The sequence below is a fragment of the Escherichia sp. KTE172 genome (assembly GCF_000408845.1).
Taxonomy (GTDB): Bacteria; Pseudomonadota; Gammaproteobacteria; order Enterobacterales; family Enterobacteriaceae; genus Escherichia; species Escherichia coli.
In genome coordinates this window covers 2,704,179-2,725,207 of the sequence record NZ_KE137316.1, presented here as the reverse complement: position 1 = coordinate 2,725,207, position 21,029 = coordinate 2,704,179, and the positions used below count along the sequence as shown (strand labels likewise).

The window sequence follows — 21,029 nt, the reverse complement described above, 5'->3', positions numbered from 1 at the left end:
GAAGGAAGAGAGACAATGAACCACTACACACGCTGGCTTGAGTTAAAAGAACAAAATCCCGGAAAGTACGCGCGTGACATCGCAGGTTTAATGAATATTAGCGAAGCAGAACTGGCATTTGCACGCGTCACGCACGATGCGTGGCGGATGTGCGGCGATATCCGTGACATTCTGGCGGCGCTCGAAAGTGTTGGCGAGACCAAATGTATTTGTCGTAATGAATATGCAGTCCATGAGCAAGTTGGTGCGTTCACAAACCAGCATTTGAACGGACATGCCGGATTGATCCTCAATCCGCGCGCGCTGGATTTGCGTCTGTTTCTCAATCAATGGGCCAGTGTTTTTCACATTAAAGAAAATACGACTCGTAGCGAACGCCAGAGTATTCAGTTCTTTGATCATCAGGGCGATGCATTACTAAAAGTTTATGCCACCGACAATACCGATATGGCGGCATGGAGTGAGCTTCTGGCACGGTTTATCGCCGATGAGAATACGCCGCTTGAGTTAAAAGCCGGTGATGCGCCAGTCGTTCAAATGCGAGCCGATGCCAGTGTGGTTGAGCAAGAGTGGCGGGCGATGACCGACGTTCATCAGTTTTTTACGTTGCTCAAGCGCCACAACCTGACGCGCCAACAGGCGTTCAATCTGGTGGCAGACGATTTGGCCTGCAAAGTATCCAACAGTGCGTTGGCGCAAATTCTTGAATCTGCACAGCAGGATGGCAATGAAATCATGGTGTTTGTTGGCAACCGTGGCTGCGTACAGATTTTCACTGGCGTGGTAGAAAAAGTGGTGCCAATGAAAGGTTGGCTGAATATTTTTAACCCGACGTTTACTCTTCATCTATTAGAAGAGAGCATTGCTGAAACCTGGGTAACCCGTAAGCCTGCTAGTGACGGTTATGTGACCAGTCTGGAATTGTTTGCCCATGATGGTACGCAGATAGCGCAACTTTATGGTCAACGTACAGAAGGCGAACAGGAGCAAGCGCAATGGCGTAAGCAAATTGCTTCGCTGATACCGGAAGTCGTTACTGCATAACGTATAATTAACGGGAGGTCTGGCTATTTATTGCTGGGCCTCTTTATATTAATCAATCGATCACACCAGATAATCAATATGCTGATGGCGTACCAACTCATTGATCCGCTTAAGATTGAGGATCATCATGATATTGTGTTTATGGCAGTAGAACGTTTTTAGCGATATTTTCAGTTTCTCCAGAATATCTTCCGTTGTCATTTGATTCGCAATGCAGCTCAGAACCTGATGCTGCTTGCGCGAAAGGGACACATCCGCTTCAGGCACAGAGCAGTAACTGCCATTGATGAGTGCGACAAAGTCGATAATGGTGATAGTTCGCGGAACAAAGGTCACCGGTACTTTCCCCAGGCAGCGTTTAATATTAAAGGGAGAGAAAATAATCACATGGACAGGTTTTAATCGTTCAATTTGAGTGAGCAAATTAGAATGAAATACATTATTCATTAATGTATCAATAATGACGAAGGCATGCTGATGCAACATTACGTCGATCTCTTCTTCGTTCTGTATATGAACGACATTACCTTTACTCAGAATGTTTTTCATCGCAGTGAAGAACATCGTATCCCTGGTAATTATAAGAAACATAACCGACTCCTGGTGCGGACATTAACTTTATAATCAGTTTGCCAAAGGTAATTAACAGGACAGGGCTTATAATAATAGTTAGCTGGCTGTGTATTAATTTGATGTAATGCATGATGCAGATGCTGAGAAAGCATCTGCATCTCTCGGTGGTGTTATTTGACCAGCTCAGGTGTTACCTGACTCACCGCATTGGTGTAGTAAGGCGCGCCCCAGCCCGGTTCCGGCCAGAATGCACCATAGCCGTAATCCCACAGGTTATAGGTGGTATTAACCACTTCTCTCAAATGCCACACCTGGATGCCCTGCATATTCACTTCCAGGAAGTTATACGGGACTTTATTGATAAAGCCAGGTTGTTCACCCTGAATGGTACCGAGGATGGTAACAAAGTGATTACGATAGTTCACTGGATCAAGGAAGCCGCTTTGTCTGGCGAGCAGTCGGCCCTGATAGTTGGCTTCAATATCAGGCTTCGCATAGCTATCCAACGGTAATACAGCGATTTCTAACAACGTATCCGTTTTGCCATTGATAACGTTGATAACCTTCCCGCCAAAGCGCGCTTGTTGACCAACATATAACCCCGGCTGGTTATGAACAGCAACAAAACTTTTTTGAATATCAGGTTGGTTATTGCCTTTGATATTTTGCGGAATTGAACTACATGCGGCAAGCAAAAATGAAAGGCTGAGGATGAGTGCACCTTTTGTCATGTTCATGTTACTATCCTTATCAACAAATATTAAAACCATAATAGATATTTCTTTATAGTTTTCATCTGATTCTGAGGCGATATGCCTGATAGTAACGTAAACCTGTCTGATGTTTATATCCCTTCTGTTTAGTTTAATTCTGTTAATTTTGGGGCGTGACATGAGTATCCATCGCCCCATAAAATAGCCTTTTTTTAAAGGTACATAAAATCTATTTTTATTCAATGATTATAAAGTGCTAATGTTCATATTATGGGATTATATTCTGGTAATGATTTGATAAGCGAATTCTTTTGCCAGTTGGTGTTTCTATTTCCACCCCATAATTTATAGTTTTTTCATCAGGTAGAGATCTCTTTAAATAAGGTGCGTATGACATTTTTTTTGGGTTAAGCGTCTCGTATTGAAATACTACGAATTGATATTCAGACATTTCTGCCCATGTTTGAATTTTATTGTATCGGGAGAGTGTCGTAAAGGCTTTAACTTGCTTATAACATTGTTTTTGGAATTCTTGCTGATATTTTAATATGTCATTATATGAAAGATTGGTTATCCTGGCCTCTAAGAATTTAATTATTGTCGAAGCAATTTCCGCTTTTGCTCGTAAAAAGTTGTCATTAATGGTTAATAATGTTGAAAATAAACCTTCGATTTGTTTGTCAAGATATTGTTCGTCTTTATATAATTTTGGGGTAGGGTGTTCTTTATGTGAAAAAATAGTGTCACCTAAATTTGCGTCAGTGAAATTTATATTAAGTAGATCTTCGAAATAAAACCTTGACAAGGTTAGAACGAACCCGGACAGATCCTGTCCTGTCATATTGAAATCAATAAAGTTGGTTCCGGCAAAGACTTTCATCCTGTTTTTATTTTCACTGTGCTCAATATATAACTTCGTCATTTTTTGATACAGGTTTTGAATATCTTTTATATTAGTCGGTAAGTCAGCTCGTTGTTCAGCAATAAAATTAGTATCTGAAAATATGGTTTGGACACTGAATGTTATGGGTATTCCCTCTTCTACGCTAATTTTAGTTATGATTGCCTTGTCGGGTTTAGGATTAGCGACAACAATGATTCGACATTCAGCACTTTTGTTTTTTTCGTATCTAATGTTATTAATCTGATTAAGTATTGATTGTGTCTGTTGCGTAAGTTGTGTCGAACTTATCGTTTCAATGTTAGTAATAAGACTTACAAGTTGAGCCACAACTTTTGAGTAGTCTGCATTTGTATCTGTAGTGTTCGTGTGGCACGCATTAATTTGTTGGAGTTGGTGTTGTGCTAAATCAAATTGTTCAGGGTTGTATCCTTCTCCAGAGAATGTGGAATTAATGTGTTGTTGTTCTTCCCAATTATCACAAGGCCACTTCGGTGTGTCCGGCGTTTTAACATTATCGGTATTTGTTGTGCAGTTATAAATATCGCCGTGATATGTATTTATTATACCTGGGGTAAAGTCAATTGACATAACATTCCTTATTGTTCATCTATTTCGCTAAATTTTTGTAAATCGGAGAATTAGAGCAGGAATGGATTTTCTTCTACGCGGAAATAAACACAGTGCGTCATATCTTCCTGATATAATTACCTTTAACTTCCCTTTCATTTCCACCCAGTAATATTTGTGTATAAAAAAAAGGCAGTGATAGTATCGTAAAGGAAACCGTTAACAACTATCAAAAAGCGCTCATTTTAAAAAGTTATGATGTTCTCCGATAGTGTGTGAAGTGATATTTTTGTGATGTTTTAGATGTGTAATAATGAACCAGGTTAAAGTGTATTTAAAAATGTGTTGTATTGGCGACTGAAATCTGCCCTTTAAAAGGGGGGATAGCACTGAAACAAAGAGACATTGCTTCTCCGATAAAATGTCAGAGAAGCATGATTGCGTGGTGATTGTCGATTGATGACTTACTGACGGATCCGTCATCATTCTCAAAGCATTAGTTAAGTTATTTGTGATTTTTAAGGATTATCCTATCTATGATTTTCTACTCAGAAGGATAAGGCACTCACAATGCTCCTTATAGTTTACTGCTGGCATCTATTTAAAATAGCATTTGAGTCAAATAGCCCATCAAGATAGCCATACCTAATATAACCGTCAGGAATGCAACTATCATCGGTATTCTGAACATTGATTTAAGTAATATCACTTCCGTCAGGCTTGCTCCGGCACTGCCGATGATTAATGCCATTAATGCTCCCAGACCCATTCCTTTTGTCATCAGAACAGATGCCAGAGGGATAACCGCCTCTGCCCGGATATACAGCGGAATTCCGACAACGGCGCTCAATGGGATGGCGAAGGGATTATCTGCCCCTGCATGAGCGGCAATCCACTGTGAGGGGATAAAGCCATAAATAAAAGAGCCTAGTAATACCCCTAACACAAGATATGGCAGTACGTCTTTAAACTGCTGCAATGCATCTTTGATGGCTAATTTTATGGGATTAATACTTGCCACTGCTTTGGTACTGCAACAGTTAACTGCGGGTTTCTCAATGACTTTAGCCGCTGGACTACAGCAACTCACTTTTATGGGCGTATATGTCGTCCCTGGCGAAGTTTTGGCTGGAGCACAACAATTTGCTGATGAGCTTTTACTGGCAATGATATGACGTTCAAACCCCAGAGAATCGAGGATAATACTGGCAAGTACGGAGATGCCGGCGGCGATAATCGCGTACAACAAGGTAACTTTCCAGCCAAAGGTTACCCACATTAGTCCGACGATAATGGGATTAAGTAACGGTGAAACAAATAAAAAAGTGAGGGTCGGACCGAACCCGGCTTTCGCTGACAACAATCCACGTAACATGGGGATTGTCGAGCAACTACAGAACGGGGTAACGGCTCCCAACAGAGCCGCCAGGAGATAGCCTCTCCCTTTTCTGGCCCCCATCATCTGCTGGATTTTATGGTCTGGCACCTTTTGTCTTATCAGGCTGACACCGGCACTAATCACTATAAACAGCAAAGAAAGCTCGACGGCGAGAAACACAAACATCTCTGCGGCATCTTGCAGCATCGCAAGCCAACTACTCATACGTAACCTCATTGAATGAATCCATATTTCCAGAATAATCGAAATGAAATTCAGATCAAGATATTTCTGGTATTATCGAAATATCAACCAGACAAAGGGGGTGTCATATGCAGTTGGAAGAAGTTGCTAAAGCGCTGAAAGAGCTAGGTCACCCGACCCGTTTGTTCATATTCAAACACCTGGTCAAAGCGGGGGAACAAGGTTTGCCGGTCGGTGAGTTGCAAAAGCAGCTTGGGATACCCGGCTCTACACTCAGTCACCATATTTCAGCACTGGTATCGGTAGGGCTGGTCAAACAAAACCGTGAGAGTCGGACGCTGATGTGTGTTTCGCAATACGCAATGCTGGAAGCGATAATTGAATTCTTACGCGAGGAGTGCTGCGTAAATAGCAAAATTGCCTGATGCGCTACGCGCTACAGATTTCATGCCATATATTGAATTTGCACGGTTTTGTAGGTCGGATAAGACGCGTTAGCGTCGCATCCGACATAAACGAAGCGCACTTTACCAACTATCGGCAGTGGATATCGCCGCTTTATTTCAGGCGTTTACCCGCTTCATCAACCACTTTCTCGCCATCTTCCTTGGTGAACGCGCGTTGTTGCGCATCTGGCAGAATTTCCAGCACCACTTCTGAAGGGCGGCACAGGCGAGTTCCCAGCGGCGTCACCACAATCGGGCGATTAATCAGAATCGGGTGCTGAAGCATAAAGTCGATTAGCCGATCGTCAGTAAATTTATCTTCTGCAAGGCCCAGTTCCTCATACGGCTCGACGTTTTTACGCAACAGCGCGCGTACGGAAATCCCCATATCGGCAATGAGTTTGACCAGCTCATCGCGCGTTGGCGGTGTTTCCAGATAATAGATAATGGTCGGTTCTGTACCGCTGTTGCGGATCATCTCCAGCGTATTACGCGACGTACCGCAGGCCGGGTTGTGATAAATGGTAATGTTGCTCATATCAATATCTCATTACAAAGTGAAAGAGAGGCGTAGCGCCAGCGCAGCCAGCGTCACAAAAAGCACCGGCAGGGTCATGATAATTCCTGTACGGAAGTAATATCCCCAGCTGATAGTCATATTCTTCTGCGAAAGTACGTGCAGCCAGAGTAGCGTAGCCAGGCTACCAATTGGGGTAATTTTCGGTCCCAAATCGCAGCCAATCACGTTGGCATAAACCATCGCTTCTTTGATAACGCCAGATGCCGTGCTGCCATCAATGGACAACGCGCCAACCAGTACCGTCGGCATATTGTTCATAATAGAAGAGAGGAAGGCGGTGAGGAATCCGGTGCCGAGCGTCGCGGCCCACAGGCCGTTTTCCGCCAGCACGTTGAGTACGCCAGAAAGATATTCCGTTAGTCCGGCATTGCGCAGGCCATAAACCACCAGATACATGCCGAGCGAGAAGATGACAATCTGCCAGGGCGCACCGCGCAGGACTTTACCCGTATTAATTGCATGACCGCGTTTAGCGACGGCAAATAATATCAGCGCGCCCACTGCCGCAATGGCGCTTACCGGAATGCCGAGCGGTTCCAGGACGAAAAATCCCACCAGCAGAAACAGTAAAACAAACCAGCCAGTTTTGAACGTAGCAGGATCTTTAATCGCTTCTGCGGGCGATTTCAGCAGCGCCATGTCGTAGTTCTGCGGAATATCTTTGCGGAAATAAAGATGCAACATCACCAGCGTGGCAACAATTGCGGCGATATCCACCGGCACCATCACCGATGCGTATTCGCGAAAGCCGAGGCCAAAGAAATCTGCGGAAACGATATTCACCAGGTTGGAGACAATAAGCGGCAGGCTGGCGGTATCGGCAATGAACCCGGCCGCCATCACAAACGCAAGCGTAGTGCCTTTACTGAATCCTAAAGCCAGCAGCATGGCGATGACAATTGGCGTTAAAATCAGCGCCGCGCCATCATTGGCAAACAGAGCTGCAACGGCGGCACCGAGCAGGACAATCCAGGTGAACAGCAAGCGACCGCGTCCATTGCCCCAGCGTGAGACGTGCAGCGCCGCCCATTCAAAAAAGCCGGACTCATCCAGCAGCAGGCTGATGATAATGACGGCAATAAACGCCGCCGTCGCGTTCCAGACGATATTCCACACCACCGGAATATCACCCGGATGAACCACGCCCGTAAGCAACGCCAGTACCGCGCCGAGCGTTGCACTCCAGCCGATGCCTAAACCTTTCGGCTGCCAGATAACCAATACGATGGTCAGGACAAAAATAGCGCCTGCCAGTAACATACACCCTCCTGACAGGGCGACATGGTCGCCCTGTATAAAAAATTAACTTGCCAGCTTTCTGAGTTTTTCGATACCCGTAGGTTCTTGTGCGAATAGAGGGACCAGCGCTACACGCTTAGCATGTCGGGCCATCACCGCCTCAATTTGTGGTCGTTCCTGCGTTGCTCGCTGACACAGTAGCGACGAACGAGTTTCCGCAATAGAAAGGCAGTTATTGATTATCCAGCCCCAGGGATGAATCCCTGCGCGTTTAAGATCGGCCTGCAAATTAGCCGCTTCCAGTACGGGTGTGGTTTCAGGCAGCGTAACCAGCAGCACTTTGGTGCGTTGCGGATCCTGAAGTTGCATCATTGGCGTAGTAAAGTGACCTTTTTCGCCCATTTTTTTCGCAATTTCACGGTGATAAGCCCCGGTGGCATCCAGCAGTAACAGCGTGTGACCGGTTGGTGCGGTATCCATCACCACAAAACGTTTACCCGCCTCACGGATCACGCGCGAGAACGCCTGAAATACAGCAATCTCTTCGGTGCAGGGAGAGCGTAAATCCTCTTCCAGCAGTCGTTTCCCCGCTTCATCGAGATCTTTTCCCTTTGTCTCAAGGACATGCTGGCGATAGCGCTCGGTCTCTTCCTGCGGATTGATCCTGCTGACCTGTAGGTTGTTAAGTGTGCCGTTTAGGGTAGTGTTAATGTGGGCAGCAGGATCGGAGGTTGTAAGATGCACATCGAATCCCATATCTGCCAGCCTGACGGCGATAGCTGCGGCCATTGTGGTTTTCCCCACGCCGCCTTTTCCCATCAGCATGATCAGACCGTGTTCACTGCGGGCAATATCATTCACTAACTCAGAGAATGACATGTTTTCAGAGAATTGCTGGCGCACCTGGCCAGAGAGTGGGGCAGGCTCGAAACGGGTATTAAAAAGACCTTTTAATGCAGGCACGCCAACCATGTTCACCGGTTGAAGAAAGAGGGTATCTGCTGGAATGGTCGATAAACCGGCGGGTAAATTTACCAGGGCTTCCTGCTCACGCTGAACTATTGCCATTGCTAGTGGGTCATTTTGCTGCCCGGACTCAGGCAATACGCCGTTGATCACCAGATACTGATTTTTAAGACCAATCGCTGCCAGTTCTTCATGAGTGCGAGCGACTTCCTGCAATGTTGATTTTTGCAGGCGTGCAACCAGCACCAGGCGGGTACGCTCAGGATCGGATAATGCTTCTACCGCATCAGCGTACTGCTCACGCTGTTTTTCCAGCCCAGCCATCGGGCCAAGACAGGAGGCACCATCGGGATTACTTTCAATAAAACTGCTCCAGGCACCGGGGAGCTGCAGAAGTCGTATGGTATGGCCCGTTGGCGCGGTATCAAAAATGATGTGATCAAAGCGGGCCAGCAGAGAGGCATCGGTCAGTAAACCGGTGAACTCATCGAACGCCGCGATCTCTGTCGTACATGCTCCCGAAAGTTGTTCGCGTATACTATTTACAACCTCCTCAGGGAGAAGTCCTTTGATAGGGTCAACGATTCTGGCCCGATACTGTTCAGCGGCTTGCTGAGGGTCAATTTCCAGCGCTGACAAATCGGGAACCGCTGTCACAGGAGTAATAGCGTTACCAATAGTTTGATTAAATACCTGACCGACATTCGACGCGGGGTCGGTGCTGACAAGCAGAACCCGTTTTCCCTGTTCCGCCAGATGGATAGCAGTTGCGCAGGAAATTGACGTTTTACCTACACCTCCCTTACCGGTAAAAAACAGATAAGGCGGGATATTCTGTAAGAATTTCATATGTCCCCCTGACCGGCTCAACAACAGTCGGTTTTTCCGCCACAGCAGTGTGTTGGTGCCAGCCCCACCTTCTCCAGCGGGATCCCAAACCAGCGGGCTAGCTCGGCGCGTTTCGGATAACGGCCCGCCATCACGGTTTCGCCTCCCAGTAAGATCAAGGGCAATCCTTCCGCCCCGGAAGCCTCAAGAAACGCTTTCGCTTTTTCGTTTTGCACGAAACTCATCGGTTGCTGCGCGAGATTGTAACGTTCGACCTGAACACCGCGGCTTTTCAGCCATTGCACATCTGCGGAAAAATCGACCAGCACCTGATCAACATCAGAACCACAGACGCCGGTACTGCAACACATCGCCGGATCAAACACCGTTAACGTCTTCATCTTCGACACCTCACATTCGGAAAATCATATATATCCAGGCAAATTTTTTAACTGCAGCTTGCTTTACCGTCTGCAGAGCAGTTGGCTGCGGCCAGCTTACGGGCGATAGCCTGCACGTCGTCCAGTTGGCTTAATCTTGTTTGCTCAATAATTTTCGCTGCCCATGCTGGAATATGCGGCGATAAGCGGTAATGAACCCACTTACCTTGCTTGCGATCCAGCAATAGCCCGCATTCACGCAGCAATGCCAGGTGGCGGGAGATCTTGGGCTGCGACTGGTCGAGAGCAGTGCAGAGATCGCAGACGCATAACTCTCCCAGTTCGCTGAGCAGTAAAACGATGCCCAGACGGGTTTCATCGGCAAGAATTTTGAACAGTTGGATGGGTAACAGAAATGACATATTGCGCTCCTGATTGTTGCAGGTAGTGTCTCTCTTCGAATCGGATAAGTCAAAAACATATATGGTTTAACGAATGTGTAAGTGCAGAGGAAGGTAATAGGTGTGAATTTTGAGTTGGGTATTCATTTGAAAGGAGGTCTGAATCAGGACGTAAAAAAACCGACTTTGCGTCGGTTTTTTACTCTTCAGCCTGAGTTGGTGGCTCTGGCTGGAGTGAGAGAGCTCTTATCTAACAGCTCAATACTATTAGCCAGTGGCTAACATTGCAAGAATTAGCGATTTCTTCAGCTGGCGGAGGGGGCACTTCGGTATATATCGCAGTGACGATTTATATACTTTCACTGGGTCATCGTCATATTAAGCCTTGTCCGAATCCGGATGTAAAAAAACCGACTTCGCGTCGGTTTTTTTACTCTTCAGCCCTGAGTTGGTGGCTCTGACTGGAGTGAGATAGTCATCATCTAACGCATCAATGCTAATACCATACTGAAACTATTGCAAGGACATGCTGGTTTTATAACCCGCAAGTACTGTATGATTATCCAGTTAGCTCTGAGACATTTTCACTCTGGCAATGCGCATAAACGCTTTCAAAGTCCTGGTCAGAAGTACGGGTGGTGCCGTTAACTGATGCTCTGGCCGGAGTGAGATAGTCGTCATCTAACAATGAGACATGCGCCGTGACAGGCAGTGGATGAGTAAGCGGATGCATTCTCACTCCATCGCATGGAGAAAACGGGTGATTGATAAAGCAATCATCGTTCTTGGAGCGTTAATTGCGCTGCTGGAACTGATCCGCTTTCTGCTTCAGCTTCTGAACTGATAGCGGAAACGTAATTAAGGGCTAAGAGCACACTACTCTTAGCCCTTTAACATTTAACGCATTGTCACGAACTCTTCTGCCGCTGTCGGGTGAATGGCAACCGTGTTGTCGAAGTCTTTTTTGGTTGCGCCCATCTTCAGCGCCACCGCGAAGCCCTGCAACATTTCATCCATACCAAAACCAATGCCGTGAATTCCGACAATCTTCTCTTCCGGTCCAACGCACACCAGCTTCATGCGGCACGGCTGGCGATGAGTGGTGACGGCGGTATACATTGCGGTGAAAGAGGATTTATACACTTTCACCTGATCGTCGCCGTACTGCTCGCGCGCCTGCGGTTCCGTTAAACCAACAGTACCAATCGGCGGATGGCTGAAGACCACGGTCGGAATGTTGCTGTAATCCAGATGCTCATCCGGCTTGTTATTAAACAGGCGTTCAGAGAGACGGCGACCCGCTGCAACTGCCACCGGTGTCAGTTCTACTGCACCCGTGTTATCGCCCACCGCGTAAATACCTTCAACGTTGGTGTTTTGATATTTATCGACGACGATATAGCCTTTTTCGTTGGTTTTAACGCCAGCGGCTTCCAGGTTGATGTTGTCATTGGCAGGCTCGCGACCAATCGCCCAAATCAGGCAATCCACCGTTTCACTGCGCCCATCTTCCAGCTCCAGCGTCAGGCTACCATCAGCATTTTTCACTACTGCTTTCGGGATGGCGTTGGTGTGCAACTGCGGGCCTTCGGCGTTCATCACTTCGACCAGCGTTTCAGAGATCATCGGGTCGAAGCTGCGCAGCGGCGCATGTTTACGCACAAACAGATGCGTTTTCGCGCCGAGGCCGTTAATCACGCCAGCCAGCTCAACGGCGATGTAACCCGCGCCAACAACCGCCACGCGCTCTGGCAAAGCAGGAAGGGCGAAGAAGCCATCAGAATCAATACCGTATTCCACGCCCGGAATATCCGGGTGGCTCGGACGACCGCCGGTGGCGATGAGGATATGATCGGCCGTGATGGTTTCACCGTTAACTTCCAGCGTTTTGGCATCAACGAAGCGGGCAAAGCCTTTGATTACATCAACGTTATTTTTACCGAGCACGTTTTCATAGGAAGTATGAATTCGGTCGATATAGGCGGTACGGCTGGCGATCAACGTTTCCCAGTTGAACTTATTGATGGTGGTATCGAAACCATAATCCGGGCCGTACATGTGGATCGCTTCACGGATTTGCGCCGCGTGCCACATCACTTTTTTCGGCACGCAGCCGACGTTCACGCAGGTGCCGCCCAGCTCTTTGGCTTCAATCAGCGCGCATTTCTGGCCGTACATAGCCGCGCGGTTGATGGAGGCGATACCGCCGCTGCCGCCGCCGATGGCGATGTAATCATAGTGTTTAGTCATGACATATTGTCCTTATCGTTGATTACCGCGATTGTAGCGCGAGACGTAATAGGTGCCAGCAATGGCTGCAATTACTCCGGTACGATCCAGCTTACGGTGGCGTGCCCGGTGCCTGCCGGAACCAGTTTGCTGTGCAGCCACGGCAGCACGTTATTCATCTGCTGTTCCAGCTTCCACGGCGGATTAATCACAATCATGCCGGAAGCGGTCATGCCACGGCGATCGCTGTCTGGCAGTACCGCCAGTTCAATTTGCAGAATTTTGCGAATGCCGGTCGCTTCCAGGTCGTGGATCATGCGCTTAATTTGCTGGCGCAGCACCACCGGATACCACAGTGCGTAAGTGCCAGTGGCGAAACGTTTGTAACCTTCTGCTATCCCGCTGACCACCGCCTGATAGTCGGTTTTCATTTCATACGGCGGATCGATAAGGATTAAACCACGGCGGGAAACCGGCGGCAGTTTGGCCTTAAGCTGCTGGAAGCCATCGGCTTTTTCGACGCGCGCACGGCTGTCTTTCTGAAATTCAGAACGCAGCAACGGGTAATCGCTCGGGTGCAGTTCGGTCAGTTGCAGGCTGTCCTGTTCACGCAGTAACTGACGGGCAATCAACGGTGAACCGGGGTAGTAACGCAACTGACCGCTACGGTTAAAGTGTTTTACCACATTGATGTACGCCTCCAGCTCTGCAGGCAAATCGTCCTGCTGCCAGATACGGGCGATACCTTCGAGATATTCGCCGGTACGCTCGGCATGTTCGCTGCCTAACTGATAACGCCCGGCCCCTGCGTGGGTATCGAGATAGAGAAACGGTTTATCTTTCTCTTTCAGCGACTCGATGATCAGGCTCTGAACGGTATGTTTAAGGACGTCGGCGTGGTTGCCAGCGTGAAAGCTGTGGCGATAACTGAGCATGGGTAAAGGTGTTCCGGTAAGTAAAAATCGGCCCGTATTCGGGGCGCACAAAAGCCTATCAGGACAGTATACCGAAAAGAGGCCGCCGCCGCGAAAGCGTAACGTTTCTCATTGAAATTCACTACACTTAACCCCATGCTACACACATTATGTAAAGCGCCTGTTGAGCGCTTCCTTAACCTCTTTAACCAGGACTGCGCTAATGACGAATCCGTTACTGACTCCCTTTGAATTGCCTCCGTTTTCTAAAATTCTCCCGGAACATGTCGTTCCAGCCGTGACTAAGGCGCTGAACGACTGCCGCGAAAATGTGGAGCGCGTAGTAGCGCAAGGGGCACCGTACACCTGGGAAAATCTCTGCCAGCCGTTGGCGGAAGTGGACGATGTGCTGGGGCGTATCTTCTCCCCGGTCAGCCATCTGAACTCGGTGAAAAATAGCCCGGAACTGCGTGAAGCGTACGAACAAACCCTGCCGCTGCTGTCAGAATACAGCACCTGGGTAGGGCAACATGAAGGGCTGTATAAAGCATATCGCGACCTGCGCGATGGCGATCATTACGCCACGCTGAACACGGCTCAGAAAAAAGCGGTTGATAACGCACTGCGCGACTTCGAACTCTCTGGCATCGGTCTGCCGAAAGAGAAACAGCAGCGTTACGGCGAAATTGCTACCCGTCTTTCTGAACTGGGCAATCAGTACAGCAACAACGTCCTCGATGCGACGATGGGCTGGACCAAACTCGTTACCGACGAAGCGGAGCTGGCGGGGATGCCAGAAAGCGCGCTGGCTGCGGCAAAAGCCCAGGCTGAAGCGAAAGAGCTGGAAGGTTATTTGCTGACACTGGATATCCCAAGCTACTTGCCGGTAATGACCTACTGCGACAACCAGGCTCTGCGCGAAGAGATGTATCGTGCTTACAGCACCCGCGCTTCCGATCAAGGCCCGAACGCCGGTAAGTGGGACAACAGCAAGGTGATGGAAGAGATCCTCGCGCTGCGTCACGAACTGGCGCAACTGCTGGGTTTTGAAAACTACGCCTTTAAATCCCTTGCCACTAAAATGGCAGAAAACCCTCAGCAGGTGCTGGATTTCTTAACCGATCTGGCAAAACGCGCGCGTCCGCAGGGCGAAAAAGAGCTGACACAACTGCGTGCCTTCGCCAAAGCGGAATTTGGCGTCGATGAGTTGCAGCCGTGGGATATCGCATACTACAGCGAAAAACAGAAACAGCACCTCTACAGCATCAGTGACGAACAACTGCGTCCGTACTTCCCTGAAAACAAAGTGGTTAACGGCCTGTTTGAAGTGGTGAAACGTATTTACGGTATCACCGCTAAAGAGCGTAAAGATGTTGATGTCTGGCATCCGGATGTACGTTTCTTCGAACTGTATGACGAGAACAACGAACTGCGCGGCAGCTTCTATCTCGACCTGTACGCCCGTGAGAACAAGCGCGGCGGGGCGTGGATGGATGACTGCGTAGGCCAGATGCGTAAAGCCGACGGTTCGCTGCAAAAACCGGTCGCGTATCTGACCTGTAACTTCAACCGCCCAGTAAATGGTAAACCGGCACTGTTTACTCACGACGAAGTGATCACCCTGTTCCACGAGTTCGGTCATGGTCTGCACCATATGCTGACCCGCATTGAAACCGCTGGTGTTTCCGGGATCAGCGGGGTGCCGTGGGATGCGGTCGAACTGCCGAGCCAGTTTATGGAAAACTGGTGCTGGGAGCCTGAGGCGCTGGCGTTTATCTCCGGTCACTATGAAACCGGCGAACCGCTGCCGAAGGAGCTGCTGGATAAAATGCTGGCGGCTAAGAACTACCAGGCGGCGCTGTTTATTCTGCGCCAGCTGGAGTTCGGCCTGTTTGATTTCCGCCTCCATGCCGAGTTCCGCCCGGATCAGGGAGCGAAAATCCTCGAAACTCTGGCAGAAATCAAGAAACTGGTTGCCGTAGTACCGTCTCCATCCTGGGGCCGTTTCCCGCACGCTTTCAGCCATATTTTCGCCGGTGGTTATGCCGCAGGTTACTACAGCTACCTGTGGGCCGACGTGCTGGCGGCAGATGCCTTCTCGCGCTTTGAGGAAGAGGGCATTTTCAACCGTGAAACCGGACAGTCGTTCCTCGACAACATTCTGAGCCGTGGCGGTTCAGAAGAGCCGATGGATCTGTTCAAACGCTTCCGTGGTCGTGAACCGCAGCTGGATGCGATGCTGGAGCATTACGGCATTAAGGGCTGATCATTCAGTGAAAATCTGCTTAATTGATGAAACAGGCACCGGAGACGGTGCCTTATCTGTTCTGGCGGCCCGCTGGGGGCTGGAGCACGATGAAGACAACCTGATGGCGCTGGTGTTAACGCCGGAACATCTGGAATTGCGCAAGCGTGATGAGCCAAAACTTGGCGGCATCTTTGTTGATTTTGTTGGCGGAGCGATGGCGCACCGACGCAAATTCGGCGGCGGACGTGGGGAGGCAGTGGCGAAAGCGGTGGGCATTAAAGGCGATTATTTGCCGGATGTGGTGGATGCCACTGCAGGACTTGGGCGCGATGCCTTTGTGTTGGCTTCAGTCGGCTGCCGCGTGCGGATGCTGGAGCGTAATCCGGTGGTTGCTGCATTGCTCGACGACGGCCTGGCGCGTGGTTATGCGGATGCGGAAATCGGCGGCTGGTTGCAGGAGCGGTTGCAGTTAATTCACGCTTCCAGCCTGACGGCGCTGACCGATATTACTCCGCGCCCGCAGGTGGTCTATCTCGATCCGATGTTCCCGCATAAGCAGAAAAGCGCGTTGGTGAAAAAAGAGATGCGAGTCTTTCAGTCGCTGGTGGGGCCGGATCTTGATGCCGATGGATTGCTGGAGCCTGCACGCTTGCTGGCGACCAAACGCGTGGTGGTAAAGCGCCCGGACTACGCGCCGCCGCTGGCGAATGTCGCCACGCCAAACGCGGTAGTGACCAAAGGGCATCGCTTTGATATTTATGCCGGAACGCCGGTGTAAAAGTAAAGCAGGGTAGCGTTATCGCTACCCTGCTTTCTGCAAGAATAATTAATGGCTTTCGGGCGTCGCAATCATTCGTTTCAGCCACGGCACCATCAGCAGCATCACCACCGCAACGCCCAGCGTAACCAGGCCAATCTTACCAAACACGTTGGTATAGACGGGCAACGTCTCAAGCGGATCGGTAATGTTGTCTGGTACTGCGGTAAATGTTGCCACATAGCCGCCCAGCAAGAACGCGGCAGCCTGCGTCAGGAACCACATCCCGAGAATAAAGCCCATCAAATGCTGCGGCACCAGGGCAGCAATCATCGCCAGACCCAGGGCGCTAATAAACAGTTCACCCAGGCTCTGGAATAAGTAAACCAGCACAATAAACCACGGCGATGTCAGCCCCTGGGCATCCGCAAACCACATTCCCGCAGCTGCAGCCGTCAAAAAGCCCAGTGAGCACATAAACATGCCGAGAGTAAATTTCATCGGCATAGAGAGATCTTTGCCTTTGTTACCCAGATGCGTGTAAATGCCTGCCAGTATTGGGCTGGCGAGTACCACCCAGAACGGGTTAAGCGCCTGGAAGCTGACCGGGTTGATGGAAAAGCCGAGAATTTCATGATGCACGTTGTTGATGGCAAAGAAGTTCAGCGACGTTGGCATCTGGGCGTAGAGAATGTAAAACACCACCGCTTCGAGCATCAGGACAAAGGCGACAAACATTTTATTGCGCCCGGTTTTATCCAGCTTGAATGCCTGACGAAAGAAAATGATGGTGACGACGATGGAGAGAACAATCAGCACCAGATTGGCGACTTCTACGTTGTGCATCAGCCATGCACAGACGAAGATCATCACCACGCTGCCAAGTAACACGTACAACAGTTTGCTGAAGCTCATCGGCCGGAAGTCGGGTTCAGAACCAATGTCTTTCACCATTCCGCGACAGGCGATGTAAACCAATAGCGCGATAATTAATCCTGCACCGCACAGGTTGTAGGTGACTGAATAGCCGAATCTATCAGCGATCACAGGGGCCAGCGATAACGCTATCAACGAGCCGATGTTGATCGACATATAGAACAGGGTAAATGCGCCATCAAGCCGCGGATCTTTCGGCGGATAGCACTTCGAAAGCAAGCTGGCTGGGTTAGCTTTAAACAGGCCGTTACCGACAGCGATAGTCCCCAGGGCGATGAAAATCAGGTCAGGCTTAAGTAGCGACAGGCCGGTCATGAAGTAGCCAATCGCCAGCACAAGTGCTCCGAGAACAATGGTGCGTTTGGTCCCCAGCAGGTGGTCGCCGACATAGCCGCCAATGGAAATGAGGCCATAGACCAGCGCAGCAAAAGCACCAAAAGTGACAAAAGCCTGTTCTTGCGAGAATCCAAGCTGCTTAACGAAGAAAACCGCCAGTACGCCCTGCACGCCGTAGTAGCCGAATCGCTCCCATAACTCGACAAAAAAAATCATGAAAAATGGGCGAGGTTGCTGCAGCATCCCCATGGGTGTTGTTGTATTCATATTTATTAACCTTCCAATACCATCCTGAAAAGTATGAACGCGTAAGGGATAACGCGCGAAAAAGTTTACATCTGTCAGAGATTCTTAATATTGATGCGGTGAATAGATTAATACACTATTACAACAGAAAATAACCAGCTGATCACACTAATGATGGAAAATATGATGGTGTTAAATGTTGTATTGGCAGGGGATTTTGATTGCGTACGCAGACCGTAGGCCAGATAAGGTGTTTACGCTGCAAGGTAACAAGGCGCGCCAAAAAGCAAAACGCCCGCATATGCGGGCGTTCAGGAACACGTCGTAGAGGGAAGATTATTCTTCTTCGTCGCGCAGCGGAACAATCAGCATATCAACGTGAACGGTGTTGATCAGCTGACGTGCGGAAGACATCAGTTTGCTCCAGAAGTCCTGGTGGTGACCACAAACCACCAGATCCATATCGTATTTCTTGATTGCATCGACCAGAACCTGGCCCAGATCGCCGCTGCCGCTCAGGGTTTCAGTGATTGGGTAGCCTGCATTAGTGGAAAGCTCGGTCAGCGCATGATGTGTCTCTTCAGAGATGCGTTTCTGCATATCACCCAGATTCACATCAATAAGCCCGGTGTATAGGTCAGAGTAGTTTACATCTACGTGGATCAGAGAAACTTTCGCATTGTAGGGGCGAGCCATAGAGACTGCTTTCTCTACCAGAACTTTGCTTTCCGGGGAGAGATCGACCGCGATGAGAATGTGTTTATAAGCCATAGTGTTACTCCTTCCATAAAGTTGTCGATGACTGGCCAGCTAGCGTTTCTTGTGCCGTTACGTCACCCGCGTCCTGCGAACTACGTGCGCGGGGCTAACCCAGCCGTAAAGATTCAGTGTTAAGACCATCCTTACCTTATAGCGACCCGGATGATCCGTCAATCCGCCTTGCTTACCCGTTAGATAAACAAATTTTCGACATGAATATATTGATAGTGGTTAACCTTCTGGAAAAAAAACAACCTGATCTCCTACACTATCTATAGAGCCGCTCGGATGTTGGTCACCACAAAAGCGGTTTCTCCAGGACCTGGTGTTAACTGATTGGCAGCGTATCGGGAGCGGTAGCCCCGGGGTGGAACTCCGCGGGCAGGTCGCCGGGGAGGAGGTATGATAAGCACCGTCGCATTATTTTGGGCTTTATGTGTCGTTTGCATTGTTAACATGGCGCGCTATTTCTCATCACTACGCGCGTTGTTAGTGGTACTGCGTAACTGCGATCCATTGCTCTATCAATATGTTGATGGAGGGGGCTTTTTTACCTCACATGGCCAACCCAACAAACAGGTGCGTCTCGTTTGGTATATCTATGCCCAACGTTATCGCGATCATCACGATGATGAGTTTATTCGCCGCTGTGAGCGGGTGCGTCGGCAGTTTATTCTGACCAGCGCATTGTGTGGTCTGGTGGTGGTCAGCCTGATTGCATTGATGATTTGGCATTAAGCACTTCAGCAAAAATAACGCATAAAAAAAGCGGGCCAGTAAACTGACCCGCTCGTTTTGGTGCGTGCGATTACAGGAACTGCAAGGAGAGCCAGTACAGCCCGCCGGAAAGCAGTACCGCAGCCGGAAGGGTAAACACCCAGGCCATCAGAATACTGGTTACGGTTTTACGCTGTAAGCCGCCGCCATCTACCACCATCGTCCCCGCGACAGAAGAGGAGAGTACGTGAGTAGTGGAAACCGGCATCCCGGTATAACTTGCCAGGCCGATGGACACTGCCGCCGTCATCTGGGCAGACATCCCCTGAGCGTAGGTCATGCCTTTCTTACCGATTTTCTCACCGATAGTCGTTGCCACACGACGCCAGCCAATCATCGTACCGATACCTAACGCCAGCGCGACCGCCATGATGATCCACACCGGCGCATACTCGATGGTGCTAAGCATGTCGGACTTCAGTTTCTTCAACAGGCGCTGATCGTCTGCACTCACGCCAGGCATCTTCACCACTTTGTCGATAGTGTCAGAAACGCACAGCATAATGCGGCGCATCTGGCTACGTTGATCAAGCGACAGCTTATCGTAGCTTTCCACATCGGTAGTCAACATGCCTTTCAGGCGGTTGAGCGCGTTAATGGTATTCGACGGATGGCAATGGAACTCCGCAGGTTGCGTTGCGCCAGCTTCCGGAGCCGGTACTAACTGATCAGCACCGGTAGCCTGTTTCAGCAGCGCAGGATGCTGCTCAAAGTAAGCTTCGACGTTGTTGATGGCATCACGGGTACGGGTGATTTCGTAGCCAGTGGCATTCATATTCACCACGAAGCCTGCTGGTGCGACGCCAATCAATACCAACATAACCAGACCAATGCCTTTCTGACCATCGTTCGCGCCGTGCGAAAACGCCACGCCGATAGCGGAAAGGATCAGCGCTATACGCGTCCAGAACGGCGGCTTTTTCTTGCCGTCTTTCTTTTCACGCTCCGCTGGGGTCAGGTGGATACGGGCGCGTTTCTTGGTGCCGCTCCAGTAGCGACGCAGCAAGAAAATCAGACCGCCAGCAAACACCAGGCCGACAATAGGGGAAACGATCAGAGAACCGAAAATACTTAATACTTTCGGGATATTGAGTGCATCCACCACTGACGTCCCGGTCATCAACGCATTGGTTAAACCAATCCCGATGATCGCGCCAATCAGCGTATGAGAGCTGGATGCAGGTAAACCAAAGTACCAGGTACCCAGGTTCCAGATAATCGCCGCCAGCAACATAGAGAACACCATGGCAAGGCCATGAGACGATCCCATATTAAGCAGCAGATCCGTCGGCAGCATATGCACAATGGCATAGGCAACACTCAGACCACCCAGCAAAACACCCAAGAAGTTGAACACCGCCGCCATAACCACGGCGAGCTGAGAACGCATCGCGCGGGTATAGATAACGGTTGCCACGGCGTTGGCTGTGTCATGGAAACCATTGATGGCTTCGTAGAACAGCACAAAAGCCAGTGCAAGCAATAATAACAGCCCGGTATGCAAATCCAGGCCAGCAAACAAATGTAGCATAGGACGTTACGCCATTTTGAGGACATGAACGCGGCGCATTATCAGTGACTTTCGCGGCGCGGGCAAAGTGAAA

Annotated in this window: 22 protein-coding genes; 7 read left to right on the top strand and 15 right to left on the bottom strand. The window is 49.4% G+C overall.

The window, feature by feature from the left end; all coding sequences use genetic code 11:
* Positions 1-15 precede the first annotated feature (15 nt).
* Complete coding sequence (chuS, locus tag G434_RS10810; RefSeq protein WP_001017183.1) at positions 16-1,044, top strand: hematinate-forming heme oxygenase ChuS; 1,029 nt, start codon at positions 16-18, stop codon at positions 1,042-1,044.
* A 60-nt stretch (positions 1,045-1,104) separates the two neighbouring features.
* Here the strand turns inward: chuS and G434_RS10815 are convergent, their stop codons facing one another.
* From G434_RS10815 to G434_RS10830, 4 genes are all read right to left on the bottom strand, one after another.
* The gene (locus G434_RS10815) at positions 1,105-1,635 is read right to left on the bottom strand and encodes a helix-turn-helix transcriptional regulator (protein WP_000478615.1); all 531 of its coding nucleotides are present in this window, start codon (positions 1,633-1,635) and stop codon (positions 1,105-1,107) included.
* 152 nt (positions 1,636-1,787) lie between these two features.
* The gene (slp, locus tag G434_RS10820) at positions 1,788-2,354 is read right to left on the bottom strand and encodes an outer membrane lipoprotein Slp (RefSeq protein WP_001057453.1); all 567 of its coding nucleotides are present in this window, start codon (positions 2,352-2,354) and stop codon (positions 1,788-1,790) included.
* A 244-nt stretch (positions 2,355-2,598) separates the two neighbouring features.
* Complete coding sequence (locus tag G434_RS10825; RefSeq protein WP_000020611.1) at positions 2,599-3,822, bottom strand: hypothetical protein; 1,224 nt, start codon at positions 3,820-3,822, stop codon at positions 2,599-2,601.
* A gap of 580 nt (positions 3,823-4,402) precedes the next feature.
* Positions 4,403-5,404 carry a permease gene (locus G434_RS10830; protein WP_001306360.1) on the bottom strand — a complete coding sequence of 334 codons (1,002 nt, stop codon included), beginning with the start codon at positions 5,402-5,404 and terminating at the stop codon, positions 4,403-4,405.
* Between the two features lie 107 nt (positions 5,405-5,511).
* On the opposite strand from G434_RS10830, the gene G434_RS10835 reads away from it, so the two are divergent.
* Positions 5,512-5,808 carry an ArsR/SmtB family transcription factor gene (locus tag G434_RS10835; protein ID WP_001175589.1) on the top strand — a complete coding sequence of 99 codons (297 nt, stop codon included), beginning with the start codon at positions 5,512-5,514 and terminating at the stop codon, positions 5,806-5,808.
* Between the two features lie 133 nt (positions 5,809-5,941).
* On the opposite strand, the gene arsC is transcribed toward G434_RS10835, so the two are convergent.
* The 6 genes from arsC to G434_RS30345 form a co-directional block, all read right to left on the bottom strand.
* Positions 5,942-6,367 (bottom strand): glutaredoxin-dependent arsenate reductase, encoded by a 426-nt coding sequence (arsC, locus tag G434_RS10840; RefSeq protein ID WP_000065788.1) that lies wholly within the window; start codon positions 6,365-6,367, stop codon positions 5,942-5,944.
* Between the two features lie 12 nt (positions 6,368-6,379).
* Positions 6,380-7,669: an arsenite/antimonite:H(+) antiporter ArsB gene (arsB, locus tag G434_RS10845; RefSeq protein WP_000922631.1), complete on the bottom strand. Its 1,290-nt coding sequence runs from the start codon at positions 7,667-7,669 to the stop codon at positions 6,380-6,382.
* 42 nt (positions 7,670-7,711) lie between these two features.
* Positions 7,712-9,463: an arsenical pump-driving ATPase gene (gene arsA, locus G434_RS10850; RefSeq protein ID WP_000670584.1), complete on the bottom strand. Its 1,752-nt coding sequence runs from the start codon at positions 9,461-9,463 to the stop codon at positions 7,712-7,714.
* A 17-nt stretch (positions 9,464-9,480) separates the two neighbouring features.
* A complete protein-coding gene (arsD, locus tag G434_RS10855) occupies positions 9,481-9,843 on the bottom strand; it encodes an arsenite efflux transporter metallochaperone ArsD (protein WP_000855180.1) in 363 nt (120 codons plus the stop codon).
* 47 nt (positions 9,844-9,890) lie between these two features.
* The gene (locus G434_RS10860; RefSeq protein ID WP_000008949.1) at positions 9,891-10,244 is read right to left on the bottom strand and encodes a transcriptional regulator; all 354 of its coding nucleotides are present in this window, start codon (positions 10,242-10,244) and stop codon (positions 9,891-9,893) included.
* A 538-nt stretch (positions 10,245-10,782) separates the two neighbouring features.
* Positions 10,783-10,956: a hypothetical protein gene (locus tag G434_RS30345; protein WP_001297979.1), complete on the bottom strand. Its 174-nt coding sequence runs from the start codon at positions 10,954-10,956 to the stop codon at positions 10,783-10,785.
* 27 nt (positions 10,957-10,983) lie between these two features.
* Here G434_RS30345 and dinQ point away from each other — a divergent pair, with 27 nt between their 5' ends.
* Positions 10,984-11,067, top strand: a complete 84-nt coding sequence (dinQ, locus tag G434_RS0125480; RefSeq protein WP_001295215.1) for a damage-inducible type I toxin DinQ — start codon at positions 10,984-10,986, stop codon at positions 11,065-11,067.
* Between the two features lie 53 nt (positions 11,068-11,120).
* Here the strand turns inward: dinQ and gorA are convergent, their stop codons facing one another.
* Together gorA and rlmJ are read right to left on the bottom strand one after the other, a co-directional pair.
* Positions 11,121-12,473 carry a glutathione-disulfide reductase gene (gene gorA / locus G434_RS10870; protein ID WP_000160811.1) on the bottom strand — a complete coding sequence of 451 codons (1,353 nt, stop codon included), beginning with the start codon at positions 12,471-12,473 and terminating at the stop codon, positions 11,121-11,123.
* Between the two features lie 71 nt (positions 12,474-12,544).
* Positions 12,545-13,387 (bottom strand): 23S rRNA (adenine(2030)-N(6))-methyltransferase, encoded by an 843-nt coding sequence (rlmJ, locus tag G434_RS10875; protein WP_000954225.1) that lies wholly within the window; start codon positions 13,385-13,387, stop codon positions 12,545-12,547.
* A gap of 202 nt (positions 13,388-13,589) precedes the next feature.
* On the opposite strand from rlmJ, the gene prlC reads away from it, so the two are divergent.
* Together prlC and rsmJ are read left to right on the top strand one after the other, a co-directional pair.
* Positions 13,590-15,632: an oligopeptidase A gene (gene prlC / locus G434_RS10880; RefSeq protein ID WP_001309824.1), complete on the top strand. Its 2,043-nt coding sequence runs from the start codon at positions 13,590-13,592 to the stop codon at positions 15,630-15,632.
* Between the two features lie 7 nt (positions 15,633-15,639).
* Complete coding sequence (gene rsmJ / locus G434_RS10885) at positions 15,640-16,392, top strand: 16S rRNA (guanine(1516)-N(2))-methyltransferase RsmJ (RefSeq protein ID WP_000686620.1); 753 nt, start codon at positions 15,640-15,642, stop codon at positions 16,390-16,392.
* A 48-nt stretch (positions 16,393-16,440) separates the two neighbouring features.
* Here rsmJ and dtpB read toward each other — a convergent pair whose 3' ends face one another.
* Positions 16,441-17,910 (bottom strand): dipeptide/tripeptide permease DtpB, encoded by a 1,470-nt coding sequence (dtpB, locus tag G434_RS10890; protein ID WP_001098629.1) that lies wholly within the window; start codon positions 17,908-17,910, stop codon positions 16,441-16,443.
* 165 nt (positions 17,911-18,075) lie between these two features.
* On the opposite strand from dtpB, the gene G434_RS30500 reads away from it, so the two are divergent.
* Positions 18,076-18,129 carry a protein YriB gene (locus G434_RS30500; RefSeq protein ID WP_211180512.1) on the top strand — a complete coding sequence of 18 codons (54 nt, stop codon included), beginning with the start codon at positions 18,076-18,078 and terminating at the stop codon, positions 18,127-18,129.
* A gap of 96 nt (positions 18,130-18,225) precedes the next feature.
* Here the strand turns inward: G434_RS30500 and uspA are convergent, their stop codons facing one another.
* A complete protein-coding gene (gene uspA / locus G434_RS10895) occupies positions 18,226-18,660 on the bottom strand; it encodes a universal stress protein UspA (protein WP_000323571.1) in 435 nt (144 codons plus the stop codon).
* 390 nt (positions 18,661-19,050) lie between these two features.
* Between uspA and uspB the strand changes: the two genes are divergently transcribed.
* Positions 19,051-19,386, top strand: a complete 336-nt coding sequence (uspB, locus tag G434_RS10900; protein ID WP_000626187.1) for a universal stress protein UspB — start codon at positions 19,051-19,053, stop codon at positions 19,384-19,386.
* A 70-nt stretch (positions 19,387-19,456) separates the two neighbouring features.
* Here the strand turns inward: uspB and pitA are convergent, their stop codons facing one another.
* Positions 19,457-20,956 carry an inorganic phosphate transporter PitA gene (pitA, locus tag G434_RS10905; protein ID WP_000902780.1) on the bottom strand — a complete coding sequence of 500 codons (1,500 nt, stop codon included), beginning with the start codon at positions 20,954-20,956 and terminating at the stop codon, positions 19,457-19,459.
* Between the last annotated feature and the right edge of the window lie 73 nt (positions 20,957-21,029).